This is a genomic window from Anaerobiospirillum sp. NML120449, from assembly GCF_023051105.1.
Taxonomy (GTDB): domain Bacteria; phylum Pseudomonadota; class Gammaproteobacteria; order Enterobacterales; family Succinivibrionaceae; genus Anaerobiospirillum.
Map to the genome: position 1 here is coordinate 14,608 of NZ_JALKIL010000042.1, position 18,665 is coordinate 33,272.

12 protein-coding genes are annotated in these 18,665 nt (G+C 54.3%); 7 read left to right on the plus strand and 5 right to left on the minus strand.

The genetic code is table 11. The features are described from left to right. The first annotated feature begins 82 nt into the window (after nt 1–82). The 6 genes from MXE41_RS10730 to MXE41_RS10755 all read left to right on the plus strand — a co-directional run bounded on the left by MXE41_RS10730 (nt 83) and on the right by MXE41_RS10755 (nt 8,576). The gene (locus tag MXE41_RS10730; RefSeq protein WP_246978848.1) at nt 83–1,729 is read left to right on the plus strand and encodes a CTP synthase; all 1,647 of its coding nucleotides are present in this window, start codon (nt 83–85) and stop codon (nt 1,727–1,729) included. A 401-nt stretch (nt 1,730–2,130) separates the two neighbouring features. Further along, on the plus strand, nt 2,131–2,433 hold the full coding sequence (locus MXE41_RS10735) for a septum formation initiator family protein (RefSeq protein WP_246978849.1): 303 nt from the start codon (nt 2,131–2,133) through the stop codon (nt 2,431–2,433). Between the two features lie 685 nt (nt 2,434–3,118). After that, nucleotides 3,119–4,606 carry a 2-C-methyl-D-erythritol 4-phosphate cytidylyltransferase gene (locus MXE41_RS10740; protein WP_247100487.1) on the plus strand — a complete coding sequence of 496 codons (1,488 nt, stop codon included), beginning with the start codon at nt 3,119–3,121 and terminating at the stop codon, nt 4,604–4,606. Between the two features lie 252 nt (nt 4,607–4,858). Next, on the plus strand, nt 4,859–5,335 hold the full coding sequence (gene ispF, locus MXE41_RS10745; RefSeq protein ID WP_247100488.1) for a 2-C-methyl-D-erythritol 2,4-cyclodiphosphate synthase: 477 nt from the start codon (nt 4,859–4,861) through the stop codon (nt 5,333–5,335). Between the two features lie 279 nt (nt 5,336–5,614). Beyond that, complete coding sequence (locus MXE41_RS10750; protein ID WP_246978852.1) at nt 5,615–6,244, plus strand: YqaA family protein; 630 nt, start codon at nt 5,615–5,617, stop codon at nt 6,242–6,244. A 778-nt stretch (nt 6,245–7,022) separates the two neighbouring features. Further along, nucleotides 7,023–8,576, plus strand: a complete 1,554-nt coding sequence (locus tag MXE41_RS10755) for a peptidoglycan DD-metalloendopeptidase family protein (protein ID WP_247100489.1) — start codon at nt 7,023–7,025, stop codon at nt 8,574–8,576. A gap of 262 nt (nt 8,577–8,838) precedes the next feature. Here MXE41_RS10755 and mutS read toward each other — a convergent pair whose 3' ends face one another. The 5 genes from mutS to MXE41_RS10780 all read right to left on the minus strand — a co-directional run bounded on the left by mutS (nt 8,839) and on the right by MXE41_RS10780 (nt 17,196). Beyond that, complete coding sequence (mutS, locus tag MXE41_RS10760) at nt 8,839–12,135, minus strand: DNA mismatch repair protein MutS (RefSeq protein ID WP_247100490.1); 3,297 nt, start codon at nt 12,133–12,135, stop codon at nt 8,839–8,841. 548 nt (nt 12,136–12,683) lie between these two features. Beyond that, nucleotides 12,684–13,679: a flagellin gene (locus MXE41_RS10765; RefSeq protein WP_247100491.1), complete on the minus strand. Its 996-nt coding sequence runs from the start codon at nt 13,677–13,679 to the stop codon at nt 12,684–12,686. A 199-nt stretch (nt 13,680–13,878) separates the two neighbouring features. Next, on the minus strand, nt 13,879–14,874 hold the full coding sequence (locus MXE41_RS10770; RefSeq protein WP_247100492.1) for a flagellin: 996 nt from the start codon (nt 14,872–14,874) through the stop codon (nt 13,879–13,881). Between the two features lie 181 nt (nt 14,875–15,055). Further along, nucleotides 15,056–16,027 carry a flagellin gene (locus tag MXE41_RS10775; RefSeq protein ID WP_247100493.1) on the minus strand — a complete coding sequence of 324 codons (972 nt, stop codon included), beginning with the start codon at nt 16,025–16,027 and terminating at the stop codon, nt 15,056–15,058. 194 nt (nt 16,028–16,221) lie between these two features. After that, the gene (locus MXE41_RS10780) at nt 16,222–17,196 is read right to left on the minus strand and encodes a flagellin (protein WP_247100494.1); all 975 of its coding nucleotides are present in this window, start codon (nt 17,194–17,196) and stop codon (nt 16,222–16,224) included. A gap of 401 nt (nt 17,197–17,597) precedes the next feature. Between MXE41_RS10780 and MXE41_RS10785 the strand changes: the two genes are divergently transcribed. Continuing rightward, nucleotides 17,598–18,140: a CinA family protein gene (locus tag MXE41_RS10785; RefSeq protein WP_247100495.1), complete on the plus strand. Its 543-nt coding sequence runs from the start codon at nt 17,598–17,600 to the stop codon at nt 18,138–18,140. Nucleotides 18,141–18,665: the final 525 nt, after the last annotated feature.

Genomic DNA, 18,665 nt, shown 5'->3' on the forward strand with positions numbered 1-18,665 from the left:
TAAGGCCGAAAAATAAGCAATTTTACGGGGGCCGGTATGCTATAATGACCGGTCAAATTTTGCATCTACTTTGGAGCGATTCATGTCAGCTAATTCTTCTTCTGCCAAGCTTATATTCGTTACCGGAGGCGTAGTTTCTTCCCTTGGTAAGGGCATTGCAGCTGCATCTCTGGCAGCAGTACTGGAGGCTCGTGGTCTTAAGGTGACCATGATGAAGCTGGATCCTTACATCAATGTTGATCCGGGCACCATGAGCCCAATTCAGCATGGTGAGGTATTCGTTACCGAAGATGGTGCCGAGACCGATCTTGACCTTGGTCACTATGAGCGCTTCATCCGTACCAAGATGTCTCACCGTAACAACTTCACCACCGGTCGTATCTACTCTGACGTGATCCGCAAGGAGCGCCGTGGTGACTATCTGGGTGCTACCATCCAGGTAATTCCACACATCACTAATGCCATCAAGGAGCGTATCCTTGCCGGCGCTGAGGGCAATCAGATTGCCATTGTGGAAATTGGCGGTACTGTAGGTGACATCGAATCTCTGCCATTCCTCGAGGCTATCCGTCAGCTGGCTGTGGAAATCGGCCGTGAAAACGCTCTGTTCATGCATCTGACCCTGGTTCCTTATCTGGAGACTTCAGGTGAGGTCAAGACCAAGCCTACCCAGCACTCTGTAAAGGAGCTGCTGTCCATCGGTATTCAGCCTGATATCCTGATCTGCCGCTCTGACCGTATCATTCCTGCTCACGAGCGTCACAAGATTGCCATGTTCTGTAATGTTCAGGAGCGTGCTGTAATCTCCCTCAAGGACGTGGACTCTATCTACAAGATTCCAGCCCTGCTCAAGAGCCAGTACCTCGATCAGCTGGTAGTGGATCGCTTCCACATCGACTGTCAGGAAGCCGATTTAAGCTCCTGGGAGAATGTGCTTTATCAGCAGGCCAATACCGTGGGTGAAGTTACCATTGGTATGGTGGGCAAGTACATTGAACTGCCTGATGCCTACAAGTCCATTAACGAGGCCTTAAAGCATGGCGGTCTGAAGAATCAGCTGTCAGTTAACATCAAGTACATCGACTCTGAGGACGTAGAGTCCCGTGGTGAGGAGCTGCTGCAGGATGTAGATGCTATCCTGGTTCCAGGCGGCTTTGGCAGCCGTGGTGTTGAGGGCAAGATCATTGCTGCCCGCTATGCCCGTGAGAACAAAATCCCATACCTTGGTATCTGCCTTGGTATGCAGGTGGCCATTATCGAGTATGCCCGTAATGTTGCCCACATGGACAAGGCCAACTCCACCGAGTTCGATACAACCACTCCATACCCTGTAGTAGGCCTTATCACCGAGTGGATTGATGAGGACGGCAATGTTGAGGTTCGCTCTGACAAGTCCGACCTTGGTGGCACCATGCGCCTTGGCGGTCAGTTATGCCATCTCAAGGCCGGTACCCGTGTCCGTGAGCTCTATGGCAAGGATGATATTGTCGAGCGTCACCGTCACCGCTATGAGGTTAACAACAAGCTGGTTTCCCAGCTTACCGATGCCGGTCTGCAGGTAGCCGGTCTGTCTACCGATAACAAGCTGGTCGAGATTATTGAAATCCCTGACCACCCATGGTTCATCGGTGTTCAGTTCCACCCTGAGTTCACCTCCAATCCTCGCGACGGCCACCCATTATTCCGTGGCTTTATCGCCGCTGCCCGCAAGCATCAGGAGCAGAACTGATATCCTGATGGCAGGTAGCCGCAGCGCCCCTGCCCCGGACCAAAAAAAACGCAGCTTCGGCTGCGTTTTTTATGCCCGTCCGACAGGCAGCCATGGTCCGCCAGCCCGCAGCTGTCGGCCTTGTGGTAAAAATGCTGTGCAGGGCGTAATCTGCAGTGCAGGTCGTGGCATAATATGCGCGCACAGAGCGTGGAGTATTTAGCTCTGAAAAGTCTCAGGCTGCCCGCCAAAAAATGAAAGGCCGGCCAGCCCGGACGGCACATCATCTGCCCGGCATGCGCCCCTGCGCACACGCAACCGCGTGCCTGTGCGCCCCTGCGCACGTGCAACCGCGCACGCCTGCGCGCCCTTGCGCACGTTCACGCCCACAGGCAGTGTCTGCTCATTTTCCGGAGGTCCCTGTGAAAGTCATAGCCTGTGTTCTGGCTCTGGTAGGCTGTTTTCTGGTCTACGATCTGTTCTTTGGCCACAATGGCATCAAGCAGTACAAGACTGTAGCCATGCAGCTGGAAAAAGAGCAGGAAAAAGCCCTTTATCTGCAAAAGCGCAATCAGGCCGTAGCTGATCAGATTAACGATCTCAAGCAGGGCTCCATAGCTGTCGAGGAGCTGGCCCGCTCCGAGCTGGGCCTTATCCGTCCTAATGAGCGCTTCTACCGCGTTCTTGCCAGCGAAGAAAAGATTCGCTCCATGCCGCTGCGCTAATCACCTCCCAGTTACACACGGCTGAGCACAGCTGAGCTGTGCCGCCGCGCCGCGCTGCAGCCTCCCGCCGCTGCGCGCCCGCGCGCATCCTGCCGCCCCGTCTCCTGCAAAGTCTGCCCGCAATCATCCCAGGCCCCTGGCCTTTGCCCATCTCAACCCGCCCCATTCCCGCCTGACCTGCAGGTCACCCATACGCTCACATATTTTTACTTGCACATCAGCCCCAGCCACAGTGCCAGCACATATGGTAACGGGGCCTTTTAAGGCCACATTATGGTAAATATGAGCATACACAGTGGCCATACCTCAGTGAAGCATGTTATTTTGATGATACTGTGCCCTTATGAGGCATGAGCCGTCTGTCCTGGCGGGCGCTGTCGCATGCCCGGCTCACGGCCTGCCTGTGCCACGGGCTACTGTTGCCACTGGCCATCAGGGGCCATGAGCTTTGGCTACGGGGCGGCAGCGGCAAGCAGCTGTGGACATGGGACGGCAGCGGCAAGCAGCTGTGGACATGGGCTGGCAGCGATCAGTGGACGTAGCCCGTGGCACGGCGCCATGATTGTGGCCAGGGGCTGCACTTCACACGCAGGTTGGAGAGGATGCCGACCTGGCTTAGTTTTCACATTGTCTTTCAGGCTCAGACAGTTGAGTTTAATGCCCTCAGGGGCTGACAGGGGGTGCCATGGGTATCATTACCAGATTTCACCGCAACGACGACCGTACTTACGAATTTTCCGCCTGGTATGCTACCGACGATGAGGCTGAGATGGAGACCTGTCCTCCAGGACGCCCTTATATCATGCGCAAAACCGGCCTGAGCGATGAGCAGGTCGACTCCATGATCACGAGGCTGACCCGCAACGGACAGATGAGCCTATTTACCGGTGACTGTCTGAAAATGGACCAGGCCCTGCGCAATCTGACCTCGACCTCACCATACGGGGGCTCTTCAGGCCCGGTGATAGGTGAGCTGCCCAGGGCCATGACCAGCCTGCCCCCAGCAGTCCAGAAAAAGCTCTGGAATTTCTACGCCCTTGAGTCCGTGCCCGGCACCGAGTCTGATCCCGGCACTAAGAGCGATGCCGCCCAGCCAGCCGCTGACTCCCGGCCATCTGACACAGCCCCGGACGCAGCACCGGACGCGGCTGCGGAGACTTCCGCCCCGGCAGATTCAGCTGCACCTGCCCCTGAGGGCAGTGCTGCAGCTGACAGCGCCGATGGCGCAGCCAGTGCCAGCAGCGCTGACCAGGCAGTGCCTGAGGTCCTTGATAAGGATGATTTGAGCGATGAGCTCATCATGCCGGCCAATACTCTGTACCCTTTCTTCTATCACTACGGCATGATTGATGTGGTGGTGGCTGCAGCCGGTGTGGGGGCGCGCATGAATGCGGGCATGCCCAAGCAGTACATGATGCTGGGCTCACGCAGCGTGCTTGAGCATACTGTGCTCAGACTGCTGTGCTGGCCGCTGGTACGCAATGTTATCCTGGTGGTCTCACCTGAAGATGAGTACATCAAAAGCTCACTGCTGACCAGCCTTGACCGTCTGCGCATTGTCCATGGCGGCAAGGAGCGCTCCGACTCGGTTCTCTGCGGCCTTAAGGCTGTAAGCTCCCGCTGGTGCATGGTTCATGATGCCGCTCGTCCTTTCTTTACCTGTCACGATCTGGAAAATATGCTTATTCAGACCATGCAGGTCATTGAAGACTGCAGACTGTCAGGCATGAGTGCTGAGCAGACCGTATGCGGATCAGTGCTGGCCTGCCGGGTGGCCGACACCATCAAGCACAGCCAGCCGGTGCAGCCTGCATCGTCCCCGGCAGCTGACGCCGCCGACGGCGCCGCCGCTGCCGCCTCAGCCGCTGCCGCCTCAGCCGCTGCGGCGGGCGCTGCAGCCAGTGCCCTTGCTGTGGAGCGCACCGTTGATCGCAGCGTGCTGTGGCGAGCCCAGACTCCGCAGCTGTTCCTGACAGCTGATCTCATTGAAGCCATTGAAAGCTGCAATGAGCAGGGTCTTGCCATTACCGATGAGGCCTCAGCCATGGAAAATACCGGTCACCGCGTGCTGCTGGTCGAAGGCTCCTCCCTGAACTTCAAGCTCACCGAGCCATCCGACTTTGTCATGGCTCAGGCCCTGATTAATATCTGTCTGCCTCAGCAGCAAAGCTGATGGCAGCAGGGGCAATGCAGCTCTGTTCCAAGCAGGGCCAGGCGCGGCCATGGCCTTCCCAGGTACATACCAGGGCCCGGCCTTGCGTCACAGGGCGGCCCCAGGGCGCCCCGTAACGGGATGATAAAACGGCAGAGTCGCTCTGCCTGACCGCCCCGCTGCTGTGCGGGGCTTTATTTTGCCTGGCAGGTGCTGCACACCGGGTGGCGCAGTCAGGCTCACGTAATCACATGCTCAGATAAGGAACTGTTTATGAGAATTGGACATGGATTTGATGTGCATCGCTTTGGCGGTGAGGGCCCATGCATGCTCGGTGGCGTAGCTGTGCCTCATGAGCAGGGTCTGATTGCCCATTCTGATGGTGATGTGGTGCTCCATGCTCTTTGCGATGCCCTGCTCGGCGCTCTGGCTCTGGGCGACATTGGTCAGCTCTATCCTGACAATGATGAAAAGTTTGAAAATATCGACAGTCGTATTCTGCTGCGTGATGTGTACAAGCGTGTTACCGACATGGGCTATGTGGTGGGCAATATCGACATTACCATCATTGCCCAGGTGCCAAAGATGCTTCCTTACGAGCCGCAGATGCGCGCCAATATTGCCTCGGATCTGAGCGTTGATATGAGCAAGGTCAGCGTCAAGGCCACTACCACCGAAAAGCTGGGTTTTGTCGGCCGCAAGGAAGGCATTGCCTGTGAGGCTGTAGTACTGCTCGATAAAAAGCGCTGATCGCCAGCCTCAGGCAAGTCCGCCGGCGCGCATGCTGCAGCCGACGGCCTGGCCAGGTCCGGCATGCCCGGCGCCACAGACAGGCCCGTCCTGGCAGAATATACTGCCCGGCCGGGCCTGACTGTTTTAAGGGCTATGGCTGAGCGAATTGAAAAATGGCGGACATGCTCATATTCAACTGGGTTTTATGATTTAGAATAGGTGCGCTGTCGGGCCTGCAGTTGTGGCTGGCCTGCCATATCTGGTTAGCATTTCTGACTGTGCTCGTAGGTATATCCCGTGAAGTTGAATCTTTTTTCCGGCCTTTACGAAATCTGTATCAAACTTGCCAAGCATCGTAAAGCTCCGCTCTTTCTTGGCTTGAACAGCTTTATTGAATCCATTTTCTGGCCTATCCCTCCTGATGTCATGCTGGCACCAATGTGCCTTGCCCGTCCTGAGCGTTCCCTGTATTACGCAGCCATTACTGTTATCACCTCAGTGCTTGGTGCGGTAGTGGGCTATTACCTTGGCTACTTCATTTATGATCCGTGGATTGCCGACTTTATCAGATGGCTCAACTACGAGGCCTCCATGGAAAAGGTTCGTGAATGGTTCACGATGGAGTACGGTATTCTGATGATCTTCATCGGGGCCTTTACCCCTGTGCCTTACAAGGTCATTGCCGTCACCACAGGTGTGGTTGCCGCCGAAAGCGTGGCCAGCACCGGCTCCGTCGGCATGCTTACCATTATCAATTTCGTCCTTATCTCCCTGGTGGGCCGTGGTCTGCGCTTCTTCCTTGAAGCCGGTATCATCATGTACGGCGGTGAGAAGATGGAGCACGCCATTCGCCGCTATATCGATTACATCGGCTGGGCCTGCGTCATCCTGCTGGTGGGCTATATCGGCTACAAGATGATGATTTAGGCACACTGGTCTGAGATGAGACCATAATAATTTGTACAGTATCAGCAGCCGGCAGCAGCCGGTGCCCGGGCGGCCCTCAAGGCCGCCCTTTTTCATGTCCGCAGCTGCCTTGCCTGATCCACGCGGCCGCTGCTGCAGCCACGGGATCGGCCTGGCTGCCGCTGCCACCGGCATATCCCGGCTGCGGCGACGGCGCGTGGCGCACGCCGGAGCTGTCAGTGTGGACCGGAGCGCGCCCGGGCTGTGATTGCTGATGGGGCATTGGGGCTGATATGGACAGCTAAATAGCGATAATTGTATAAAGTAGGGGTGCTATCTTGATATACTGATCAGATCGCACAAGATCAACAGCGGTAATTCATCAGTATGAATAGCTGCCAGGCTGTCCGGATGACATGGGAGTATGCCCGGTCAGGCTGCTGCCAGGGTGCTGAGCATGAGGTTTAATGCCCGGTACCTGCAAAGCGGGAAGATCTGCGATATTTCCTGGAGAGCATGGGGAGTTTGTGAACATATGCAGGCGTATTGCACCCTGTTCATGGACCGTCAGGTTCTCTGCACCTGGTGTTGAACAGGACCAGCATAAAGGCCCGGCTGTCTTGGGGCAGCTGACAGGCCATTGCTGCATATAATCAGCACAGGTGCTGCCAGGCTGCAGCACAGCGCCTCCGGCTCTGACCGTAATGCTGTGTGCAGATTTTTGATGGAAAATGTCCTGACCTGTATCCGAAGAGTTGCAAGGAGAGGGCCGATAAAGTTGATGAAAACAATGATTAGCATGACCTTACTTTCTGTATTAGTGTCTTTAGTCACAGGATGCGAGACCTCTAATCAGAATTACAGCCAGGGCCGCGTCGTTGATGTGACCCGCGCTCAGGCCACAGTGAACTCTGCTGCCCAGCAGGCACAGCGTGCTGTTAACAACACTGCCCCTGTGCTCACCGATGTTCCTTTAGAAACCCCAGTTGAGTCTCCGGCTGTATCAGCCCTCCCTTCTCAGTCCACAGGCTATGACACAGTCATGCCTGTAGAGGACAACATTGTTACCTACACTGGCAACAGCCTTGCCGGTTACGATGATGTCCAGGGCGGCTCCCTTATCGGTGGCGTACCTGATGGTCCTCTGCCAGAGGTAACCGCTGGCACCGCCACCGCTGGTACCGCCTCCAGCGCTCTGCCACAGGGTGACCTCATTGCCCAGAACAGTACCCCGGCTGCCGCTGCCGGAGCTGCAGGCACCGGCTCCCCTTCTCAGCTGGCATCAGCTGCCCAGCCATCTGACTCTTCAGGCAACTGGCTGCTTGTTGACAGCGCTGAGGCCTCAAAGGACGTATCCAATTCAGCCGCCATGCAGCGCTCCATCGAGACCCGTGCTGCCGCTCCAGCTGCCTCCACCACTGCCGTGGGTGCTCCTGAGGCCCGTGCTGGACAGGTCAAGGCTCTGGGCCCTCTGCCTGAGCGCTATGTAGTTATCAAGGGCGATACCCTGTATTCCATCGCTTTCCGCTATGGCCTTGATTACCACGCTCTTGCCCGTATCAACAATATCGAGCCACCATACAATCTGGCCCTTGGTCAGGTACTGCTGTTAAAGCTGCAGTCCCAGCGTGCTCCAAGCTATGTAGTACAGAAGGGTGATACCCTCTACTCCATTGCCCGCAAGAACAATCAGTCTGTATCTTTCCTTGCAGGTGTTAACAATCTTGAGCCTCCATACAATCTCACTGTAGGTCAGAGAATTCTGCTCAGCCGTGAGAACTCTCAGGACACCAGCCGTCCTCAGCCAGCCCGCCCGGCTGAAGTACCGGTAGCAGGTCAGCAGTCTCAGATTGCCCAGACCACTCCTCAGAAGGCTCCATCCGCCACCCAGCCTGGCAAGCCTGCAGCTCAGGCTCCGGCTGTTAACAAGGTTCCACCTGTAGCCCAGACTCCTGTTGTTAATTCCAAGACCCGCAAGGTAGCCGGTGTTACCTGGTCATGGCCAACATCAGGCAAGGTTATCGAGCAGTTCTCCACTGCCGAGCAGGGCAACAAGGGTATCGATATTGCCGGTAACCGTGGCCAGGCCATTCTGTCTGCAGCTGACGGTCAGGTAGTTTATTCAGGCAACGCTCTGCGTGGCTTTGGTAACCTCATTATCATCAATCACAATAATGAGTACCTGTCAGCCTATGCCCACAATGACGTCATGCTGGTCAAGGAAGGTCAGAAGGTAAAGCGCGGTCAGCACATTGCCCGCATGGGTAATACCGATGCCGCCTCACCACGTCTGCACTTTGAAATCCGCTACCGTGGTCAGTCCGTAAATCCGGTCAGCTACCTGCCAAAATAGCCCAAGTAAGCACGTCCCTTGCGGGGCCGTGCTTCCAGCTTCGGCACAACAAAAAAGCTCCTGCCACCGCAAGGTGACAGGAGCTTTTTTGTTGCCCGGTTCCAGGCGTAGCCCTATGGCCCAGTTGCCCGGCCCCAGGCTGCGCCCGGTGCCGGTCCAGGCTCAGGGCCATCGCAGAGCCACGGCCATGGATACGGCTCCAGGCCGCGCCCGGTGCCGGACAGACCTGCGGCCATGGCAGAGCCACGGAATGGATATGGCCTTATTCCTCGCGTGAGCGCAGGCTCTCCTTGAGGCGGCTTAAGGTATTAAGAGCCTCAAGCGGGGTAAGGCTGTTGAGGTCGATGGTGGCAATGACATTGCGCAGCTCATGTGAGGCCTTGAGCTCATGCTCAAGAGTGGCTTTGGCAGCCTCGCTTTCAAACACGCGAGCCTCGAGGCTGGCAATGTGAGCATTGGCATTGCGCAGTGCTTCAGCCAGCTGAGCTCCCTGGGTATCGCCGGCAGCCTGACCATTGTCACTTTCCTGAGCTCCGCTTTCCAGAGCGTCCTCGGAGAGATTGAGCAGCGGAGCGGTAAATATGTCAGCTGACTCAAGCTCCTTGGTGCGGGCGTTATAAAAGCCAATGGCACTTTTGGTAATGGCTGGCGGAACACCGGCCAGGCGGGCTACCTCAATACCGTAGGAGCGGGACTGACGGCCTGGCTGAGCGGTATAGAAGAACACCATGCGCCCATTGAACTCACGGGCATTAAAGCACAGGTTGAAGGCATTGGCGTAATTCTCCACCAGAGCTGTAACCTCGGTGTAGTGAGTGGCAAACATGGTCAGAGGACGCACCTTGCGGCTCAGGAACTGCACAATGGCCTCTGCTATGGCTGCACCTTCAGCACCTGAAGTGCCACGGCCTACCTCGTCCATAATCACCAGACTGTGGGCGGTAGCGTTATTGACAATAGTGGCAGTCTCCTCCATTTCCACCATGAAGGTAGAACGGCCTGAAGCCAGGTCATCAGAGGCGCCGATACGGGTAAAGATACGGTCAATATCGCCAATTACAGCCTCAGAAGCCGGCACAAAGGAGCCTATGCGGGCCATGATGGCAATCAGAGCAGTCTGGCGCATAAAGGTGGATTTACCACCCATGTTAGGACCGGAAATGACGGCAAGCGACTTCTGGGAGTTAAGCTCGAGGCTGTTGACTATGAACTGGCTGTCGCTGATAGCCTCAACCACAGGATGACGGCCTTCAACAATTTTGATATGGCTGTCAGTGCTCAGCTGCGGTCTGACATAGTGGCGCTTGAGAGCCACGCGCGCAAGCGACAGGGAAACGTCGAGCATGGCAATGTTATGAGCAAAAGCGCTCAGACGTGGCAGGGCTAAAATGAGCTCCTCAATGAGGCGGTCATAAAGCTCCTTTTCCAGCTGCAGGCAGCGGGTCCTGGCAGACAGGGTTTTTTCCTCAAGTACCTTGAGCTCAGGGGTGATATAGCGCTCACTGTTTTTGAGGGTCTGACGGCGTACATACTCGGCAGGCACCTTGTCGGCACTCAGGCGTGAGACCTCAATGTAGTAGCCGTGCACATTGTTAAAGCGCACCTTGAGGGTATTGATACCGGTGCGGGCCTTTTCTCTTTCTTCAATGGCCAGCAGCACATTCTCTGAGCCGTTCTGCAGATCACGCAGCTCATCGAGCTCCTGATTGAAGCCCTCGGCAATCACTCCGCCATCGCGAATCATCAGAGCCGGAAATTCAGCTACGGCCCTACGCAGCAGCGTACCCATGTCCCCAAGGTCAGGGAGCATGCCGGCCTTTTCAGCCAGCAGCAGCTTCATGCGACCGGTTATCTCCCCGGCAGCCACCAGCTCCTCAGGTCTCTGGCTGTCAGCCCCGTCAAGCTCATCATCCCAGTCATCGCCAGCATCACCAGCATCAGCAGAATCAGAACCTGCATCAGCCACATCGCCAGCGTCACCACCAGCTGCAGCTCCGGCTGCAGCATCATCTGCCTCATCCCACTCGTCCACTGGCACATCATCATTGAGCTCAGTAACGGCAGCCCCATCAGCAGCATCGGCAGCAGCCTCAGCTGATTCCTGAAGCTGTGCAGCCACATCGGCAGGGCCAGGACCCTCAGCTCCAGTGACTTTGAACAGTGGCTCATCAAAACTCTCAGAGTCACTGCCGGCACCATCAGCTTTACCTGCTGCGGCCTTGCCAGGGGCAGCTTTCTTTTTGCTTCTGGTGGCCCTGACAGCCTTGCCAGACTTGCGGCCCTTGTCAGACGAAGCTGCGCCATCTGTGCCAGCGGCACCAGCAGCACCAGCAACAGCGGCCTCATCATCGCCGACCTCCGGCTTAATGCCGGCATCAAGCTGCTCTGGGGTGATGCCGGTACCTTCGAGCAGCAGGGAGCGGAACTGCGGAAGCAGTTCAATGGCATCACGCAGCTTGGAAAGGTCACGAGGCTTGGCTGAGCGCAGACCAATACGGGCCACAATGCGCTCAAGGTCGCCCATGGAGGAGAGCAGCTCGGTAAGCTCTACTGAGCGAGGGGCATGTTGCAGGGCTTCAACCAGATCAAGGCGGCTGTTGATCTGCTCGTTATTGCGCAGCGGATTGACCAGCATGGAGCGCAGCAGACGGGTACCCATAGGAGTACGGGTCTCATCAAGTACACCCAGCACCGATGCCCTGTCATTGCCATTGAGATTGTCGACCAGCTCCAGATTCTTCTGGGCGGTGCGGTCAATAATCACCATGCCTGAAAGGCTGTCATTGCCAATGGAGGTGACATGCTCAATGTCTACATTCTGGGTGCTCTTGACGTAGTTGAGCAAAGCACCGGCAGCGCGTATGCCCAGCTTCATGGAGGCAATACCAAAGCCGCTCAGGGAACGGGTCTTGAACTGAGTGCACAGCTGCTTTAAGGCACCGTCATAGTTGAAGTCCCACAGTGGCAGAGCCTTGCGGCAGGTGACATTCTGTATATCCTGGAAATAGCGGAAGCGCTCAGGATAGAGCAGCTCGGCAGGATTGAGCTTGGAGAGTAAAATGCCCAGCTCAGCCATGGAATCAAGCTCGGTAACAAGAAACTGTCCGGTACTGATATTGAGCCTGGCAAGAGCAAAGCGATCCTTTTCCTCAAAGACGCAGCACAGTACATTGTCCTGATTGTCAGGGACCATGCCCTCATCGGTAACAGTACCAGGGGTAATGATGCGGGTTACCTTGCGGGTAATCATGGCACCTTTGGTGCGGTCACCTACCTGCTCGCAGATAACTACTGAGCGGCCCATCTTGATAAGACGGCCAATGTAGTTGTCGGCGGCATGGTAGGGAACACCGGCCATAGGGACAGGAGCGCCGCCCTGATTGCCTCTGCGGGTCAGGGTGATATCCAGCAGATTGGATACGGTGCGGGCATCATCAAAGAAGAGTTCGTAGAAGTCACCCAGGCGGTAGAACACCAGGGTATCAGGATAGTTCTTCTTAACCTCGAAGTACTGACGCATCATAGGCGTCAGCTCATCAACATTGATTCCTTCAGTCATGCAAACCTCGCTACCTGCCGCCACAGGACAGTTAAGTGCCACAGCAGAACGCCCGCAGCATCACAGCAGCGGCATCCTGTCCCCTGCAGCCGACACCAGGCCAGCGCGCAACCGCGCGCCGCCCGGCCCAGCCACAGCGCCAGCCCCGGCACACCTGCATCTGTATGCAGGAAAGCCCGAAGCTGACCACAAAATTCGCCCCACATCACAAGCCACAGACTCATAACGGGGACGGCACTGAATTATACGCGATTGCAGGCTCAACCCCGTTCAAATGGTCAGGGAAAATACAAAGCTGTAACCCTCCCGCCACATCAGGGAAGTTCCTGCAATAGTCAGTGCCCTTATGATGGCACGAAATGCCGCCCTGTAACGCAAATGAGGGTTGCAATTAGCGCCATCCAGACCATCAAAACAAATAAACGGTAAACACCAGACACCAGACACAAAACAGCAAAAAAGCAAAAAGCAAAAAGCAAAAAGCAAAAAGCAGAAAACAAAAAGGCGGGATAATCCCGCCTTGATGATAAAGAGAGAAAGAAATCTGACTACTGACCTAACAGGCTCAGAGCGATAGTTGGACGCTGGTTTGCCTGGGCCAGAACAGTCTGGGAAGCCTGCTGAATGATGTTGTTCTGAGTCAGCGCAGCGGTCTCAGAGGCGAAGTCTGTGTCACGAATTCTGCTGCGGGCATCAGCCTCATTCTCGGAAATGGAAGCCTGATTGCGAATAGTGCTTTCCATACGATTTTGGAGAGCACCAAGACCAGCACGCTTGGAATCAACAACCTGGATTATCTTATCGATATTAGCAAGTGTGTACTGAGCTAATGATGCGGCAGAAATAGTCCAGCGCACTTCGGCCTTATTGCCTGCATCAGTAACAATGCCGTTCTTTGCATCAGGCTTATTACCACCAGCAGCAGGAATATCCACGGCTGCTGCAAAGCCAGCCATCTTAGCCAGGCCAGACATGGTGAATGCAGCAGACCAGTTCAGGGATAAAGTGTCATTGGCATTAGCGCCCACCTGGAAAACAATCTTACCGGCATTTGCTGCACCCACACTTGGTATAAGACTATTTGTGTTCTTAAGATGTGCAGTCTGATTAGTATTATCTCTTGGACCATTAAGAATGGTAGCACCTGCAAAGGTGGTCTGACGAGCAATACGGTTGATTTCCTGGGAGAGCTGGGTAACTTCTTCCTGAAGGGCCTTACGGTCAGAAGCAGAGTTGGTGCCGTTAGCGGACTGGACTGCCAGCACGCGGATGCGCTGGAGCATGTTGGTGGTTTCGTCCAGGGCGCCTTCGATGGTCTGGGCAAGGGCAATACCGTCATTGGTGTTACGGTTACCCTGGTTGAGGCCGTTAATCTGGGAAGTCAGGCGGTCGGAGATCTGAAGGCCGGCGGCGTCATCCTTTGCAGAGTTGATACGCAGGCCTGAGGAGAGTCTCTGGTATGAGGTATTTAAGCTCAGAGTGGCATTGCTCAGCTTGCGCTGGGCATTGATGGATGAAACATTCGTATTAACGTAAAGAGCCATATTCAAACTCCCCTGCAGCCCTGAATAATGGCCGCTACATAATCTTCTCTTATCGTTCGCATGTCATGGACATGTGCATAGTTATCTTCTCTGTCTGCAATGGCTATGCCATGCAGCAGCGGGCCGGATAAGGCAAAATCCAGAAAGCAAAAAGGCGGGATAAGCCCGCCTTGATGATAAGAGAGAAAGAAAAATCTGATTACTGACCTAACAGGCTTAGAGCGATAGTAGGACGCTGGTTAGCCTGGGCCAGAACAGTCTGGGAAGCCTGCTGGATGATGTTGTTCTGGGTCAGAGCTGCAGTTTCAGAGGCGAAGTCTGTGTCACGAATTCTGCTACGGGCATCAGCCTCATTCTCAGAAATGGAAGCCTGATTTCTAATGGTGCTTTCCATACGATTTTGGATTGCGCCCAGCTCAGCACGGCGTGAGTCTACAGCCTGAATTACAGCATCGATGTTTGCAAGTGTGTTGGTTGCTAAAGATGCAGTTGAGATTGTCCATCTAACTTCAGAAAGTAGATTGTTGTCTACAACGAGACCCTTTTGAGCATTAACAGGGGCATTACCAGGGTTGTTAGTTGCCTGCGGTAAGCCGGCCATCTTTGCCAGGCCTGATAATGTGAAAGCATCAGCCCAGTTAAGAGTAAGTGTATCGCCTGCATTAGCGCCTACCTGGAAAATAATCTTGCCTGCATTATTACCAGTGCCAGGAATAAGGCTGTTAGGGTTGTTCAGGTGTTTGTTGTTTGCGGCATTATTACCTGTAACTGCTTTGCCATTGATGACAGTTGCACCAGCAAAGGTAGTCTGACGGGCGATACGGTTGATTTCCTGGGAGAGCTGCGTGACTTCTTCCTGGAGAGCCTTGCGGTCAGCAGATGAATTGGTGCCGTTGGCAGCCTGAACAGCCAGCACACGGATGCGCTGGAGCATGTTGGTGGTTTCGTCCAGGGCGCCTTCGATGGTCTGGGCAAGGGCGATACCGTCATTGGTGTTACGGTTGCCCTGGTTGAGACCGTTAATCTGGGAGGTCAGGCGGTCGGAGATCTGAAGACCGGCGGCGTCGTCCTTGGCGGAGTTGATTCGCAGGCCTGAGGAGAGTCTCTGGTATGAGGTATTTAAGCTCAGAGTGGCATTGCTCAGCTTGCGCTGGGCATTGATGGATGAGACATTCGTATTAACGTAAAGAGCCATATTCAAACTCCCCTTACAGCCTGCATTCGGCCGCTAAATAATCTTCTCTTATCGTTCGCATGTCCTGGACATGGGCACAGTTTCTAATGATCAGGCTGCAATGCCTATGCCACGCAACCACGTGCGATACAAAGCAAAAAGGCGGGATAAACCCGCCTCGATGATAAGAGAAAAAATCTGATTACTGACCTAACAGGCTCAGAGCAATGGTAGGGCGCTGGTTAGCCTGGGCCAGAACGGTCTGGGAAGCCTGCTGGATGATGTTGTTCTGAGTCAGCGCAGCGGTCTCAGAGGCGAAGTCTGTGTCACGAATTCTGCTGCGGGCATCAGCCTCATTCTCGGAAATGGAAGCCTGGTTGCGAATGGTACTTTCCATACGATTCTGGAGAGCGCCAAGGCCTGCACGCTTGGAGTCAACAGCCTGGATTACCTTGTCGATATTTGCAAGGGTGTTTGTAGCAAAATCAGCTGTAGAAATGGTCCAACGTACCTTGGATTTACCGTTGGTTCCATCACTGAGATACAGGCCGTTTTTACCTTTATCTGCACCTGTATCAGCCTTACCTATGTTGGCCATAACTGCCAGGCCAGACATTGTGAATGGTTGGTCCCATAAAAGGGATAAAGTGTCATTAGCATTAGCACCAACCTGGAAAACGATCTTGCCGTTATCAGGAATAAGGCTGTTAGTTTCTTTTAAATGGTTACCACCTTGAGGATTAGGGTTGTTCTTACCATTAAGAACCTTAGCACCAGCAAATGTTGTCTGGCGAGCAATACGGTTGATTTCCTCAGACAGCTGGGTTACTTCTTCCTGGAGAGCCTTACGATCGGCTTCGGAGTTGGTACCGTTAGCTGACTGTACTGCCAGTACGCGGATGCGCTGGAGCATGTTGGTGGTCTCGTCCAGAGCACCTTCAATGGTCTGGGCAAGGGCAATACCGTCGTTGGTGTTACGGTTGCCCTGGTTGAGGCCGTTAATCTGGGAGGTAAGACGGTCGGAGATCTGAAGGCCGGCGGCGTCATCCTTGGCGGAGTTGATACGCAGGCCTGAGGAGAGTCTCTGGTATGAGGTATTTAAGCTCAGAGTGGCATTGCTCAGCTTGCGCTGGGCATTGATGGATGAAACATTCGTATTAACGTAAAGAGCCATATTCAAACTCCCCTTACAGCCTAAATTCGGCCGCTACATAATCTTCTCTTATCGTTCGCATGTCATGGACATGGGCATAGTTTTATAAGTCCAGTTGCAATGGACATGCCATACATATAAATCCGTGTAAAAGTAAAAAGGCGGGTTTTGCAACCCGCCCTGGAAGATATAGAGAGAGAAATTACTATTCCAAATTACTGTCCCAACAGGCTCAGAGCGATAGTAGGACGCTGATTGGCCTGGGCCAGAACGGTCTGGGAAGCCTGCTGGATGATGTTGTTCTGAGTCAGAGCGGCGGTCTCAGCGGCGAAGTCTGTGTCACGAATTCTGCTGCGTGCATCAGCCTCATTTTCAGAAATGGAAGCCTGATTTCTAATGGTGCTTTCCATGCGGTTCTGGAGAGCGCCAAGGCCTGCACGCTTGGAGTCAACAGCCTGGATAACCTTGTCGATATTAGCAAGTGTATTAGTTGCTAAATCTGCAGTCGAAATGGTCCAGCGTACTTTTGACTTGCCGTTATTTGCATCACTTAGCCACAGTCCGTTTTTACCAGCATTTTGACCAGCACCTTCAGCTTTACCGATCTGAGCCATTACGGCTAAGCCTGACAATGTAAACGGCTCTCCCCAGTTCAGTGAAAGAGTATCATTTGCATTAGCACCTACCTGAAAGACAATCTTTCCGTTATCAGGAATAAGGCTGTTAGTTTCTTTTAAGTGGTTACCACCTTGAGGATTAGGATTGTTCTTACCATTAAGTACTTTTGCACCAGCAAAAGTAGTCTGGCGGGCGATACGGTTAATCTCCTCAGAGAGCTGAGTAACCTCCTCCTGGAGGGCCTTACGATCGGCTTCGGAGTTGGTGCCGTTAGCGGACTGTACTGCCAGTACACGGATGCGCTGGAGCATGTTGGTTGTTTCGTCCAGCGCGCCTTCGATGGTCTGGGCAAGGGCGATACCGTCATTGGTGTTGCGGTTGCCCTGGTTCAGGCCGTTAATCTGGGAGGTCAGGCGGTCGGAGATCTGCAGACCGGCTGCGTCATCCTTGGCGGAGTTGATGCGCAGGCCCGAGGACAGCCTCTGGTATGAGGTGTTTAAGCTCAGAGTGCTGTTAGCCAGCTTGCGCTGGGCATTAATGGACGAGACATTCGTGTTTACGTACAGGGCCATAGTTAATCTCCCTTATGGCCTTATACGGCCGCTAACTCATTGTTTGCCCTTTAGGCTTGTTCTCACATGGTGCTATTAGGTTTGTCTAAAGCAATATGAGTGCCATGTATTCATATATGTTAAATGTTGAAACTATGAGTAATGCTGCACGATGATTTAGACAGGGCAGTGCAAAATGCCGTTTCGGCATATGCTTGCCTTAAACCCTGTCTTATATGGTCCTGTATTGCCTGTGTTGTGGCACGGCTTTGCTCTTGAGGGCAGGTTGTTGCCCTGGCGGCACAGGGAGGGTTGCAATTAGGAGTTGTTTACAGGGCAAAATCGCTGTAATTGCTGTCAGAGTGATATTAGCTGTGTATGATCGGTACCAGTTACGAGACTGTTAATGAGAGGAATAACCAATGGACATGAACGCTCTTGAGGAAACTGCAGCCCGTTTTGCTCAGGACTATGAGCAGCACAGTCATGTTTTTGCTACTGCTGAATCCTGCACTGGCGGTCTGATAGGAGCAGCCATTACAGAGATTGCCGGTTCATCTGCATGGTTTGACCGTGGCTTTATCACCTACACCAATGAGGCCAAGCAGCAGCTTCTTGGGGTAAGTGAGCAGGTACTCGTTCAATGGGGAGCCGTGAGTGTTCAGACTGCATGTCAGATGGTCAGCGGGGCTCTTAATCACTCCAGTGCTGACATTGCAGTGGCGGTAACAGGTATTGCCGGTCCTGGTGGCGGCACAGAGCTTAAGCCTGTGGGCACTGTGTGCATTGCATTTAAGCGTCGCAGCGATGACAGCTGCCATGTAAAGTGCCATCATTTCCCTGGCAACCGCTCAGAGGTACGTAAAGCTACTGTCCTTGAGGCGCTCAATGGTCTGCTGACACTGAGCAGTGGTAAAAGCCTTGAGGGCTATGAGCAGCGACAGACCAGCGGCGAGCCCCTGTAGTACTGTGGTACAACTGTGAGGCAGCTTTGCAGCTTTGCATCTTTACAGTTGTGTAGCTTTGTAGATGTGGCGGGACTGCGCTCCGCTCTCTGTGCTGTCAATGGCTCAGTTCCTGGGCATGACAGGCGGATGGGACGGAGACAGGTGCAGGGCATTGATCCTTGCTATGGCTTATAATTGCGAAGAGGCGAACAATTTTTTCTCAAACGAACTGCAGAGGTTTTTTTGCAGGGTACGCTTCGCTATCATTATCTGGCTCAAAGGGCATCAGTGTATATGGAAGCTGCCCGGGACTTGAGCTGTTATCAGGTCGAATATATCCGGAGCGGGCGCTGACAGCCGACTGGTCCTCTGGTTTTATGCCGGTTCATGACATGTCTTTTGCATGAGCATGACGGCCCGATGAGGCAGGGCAGGAGAAGCCCTGGCTGTCGATATTGGCTGCCGACTGATAGTTAACCCTGGTGCGGGGTAAGAGCACCACAGATTTCCTGCATGCTTTGCACAGCTGCACTGGCGGCGGCA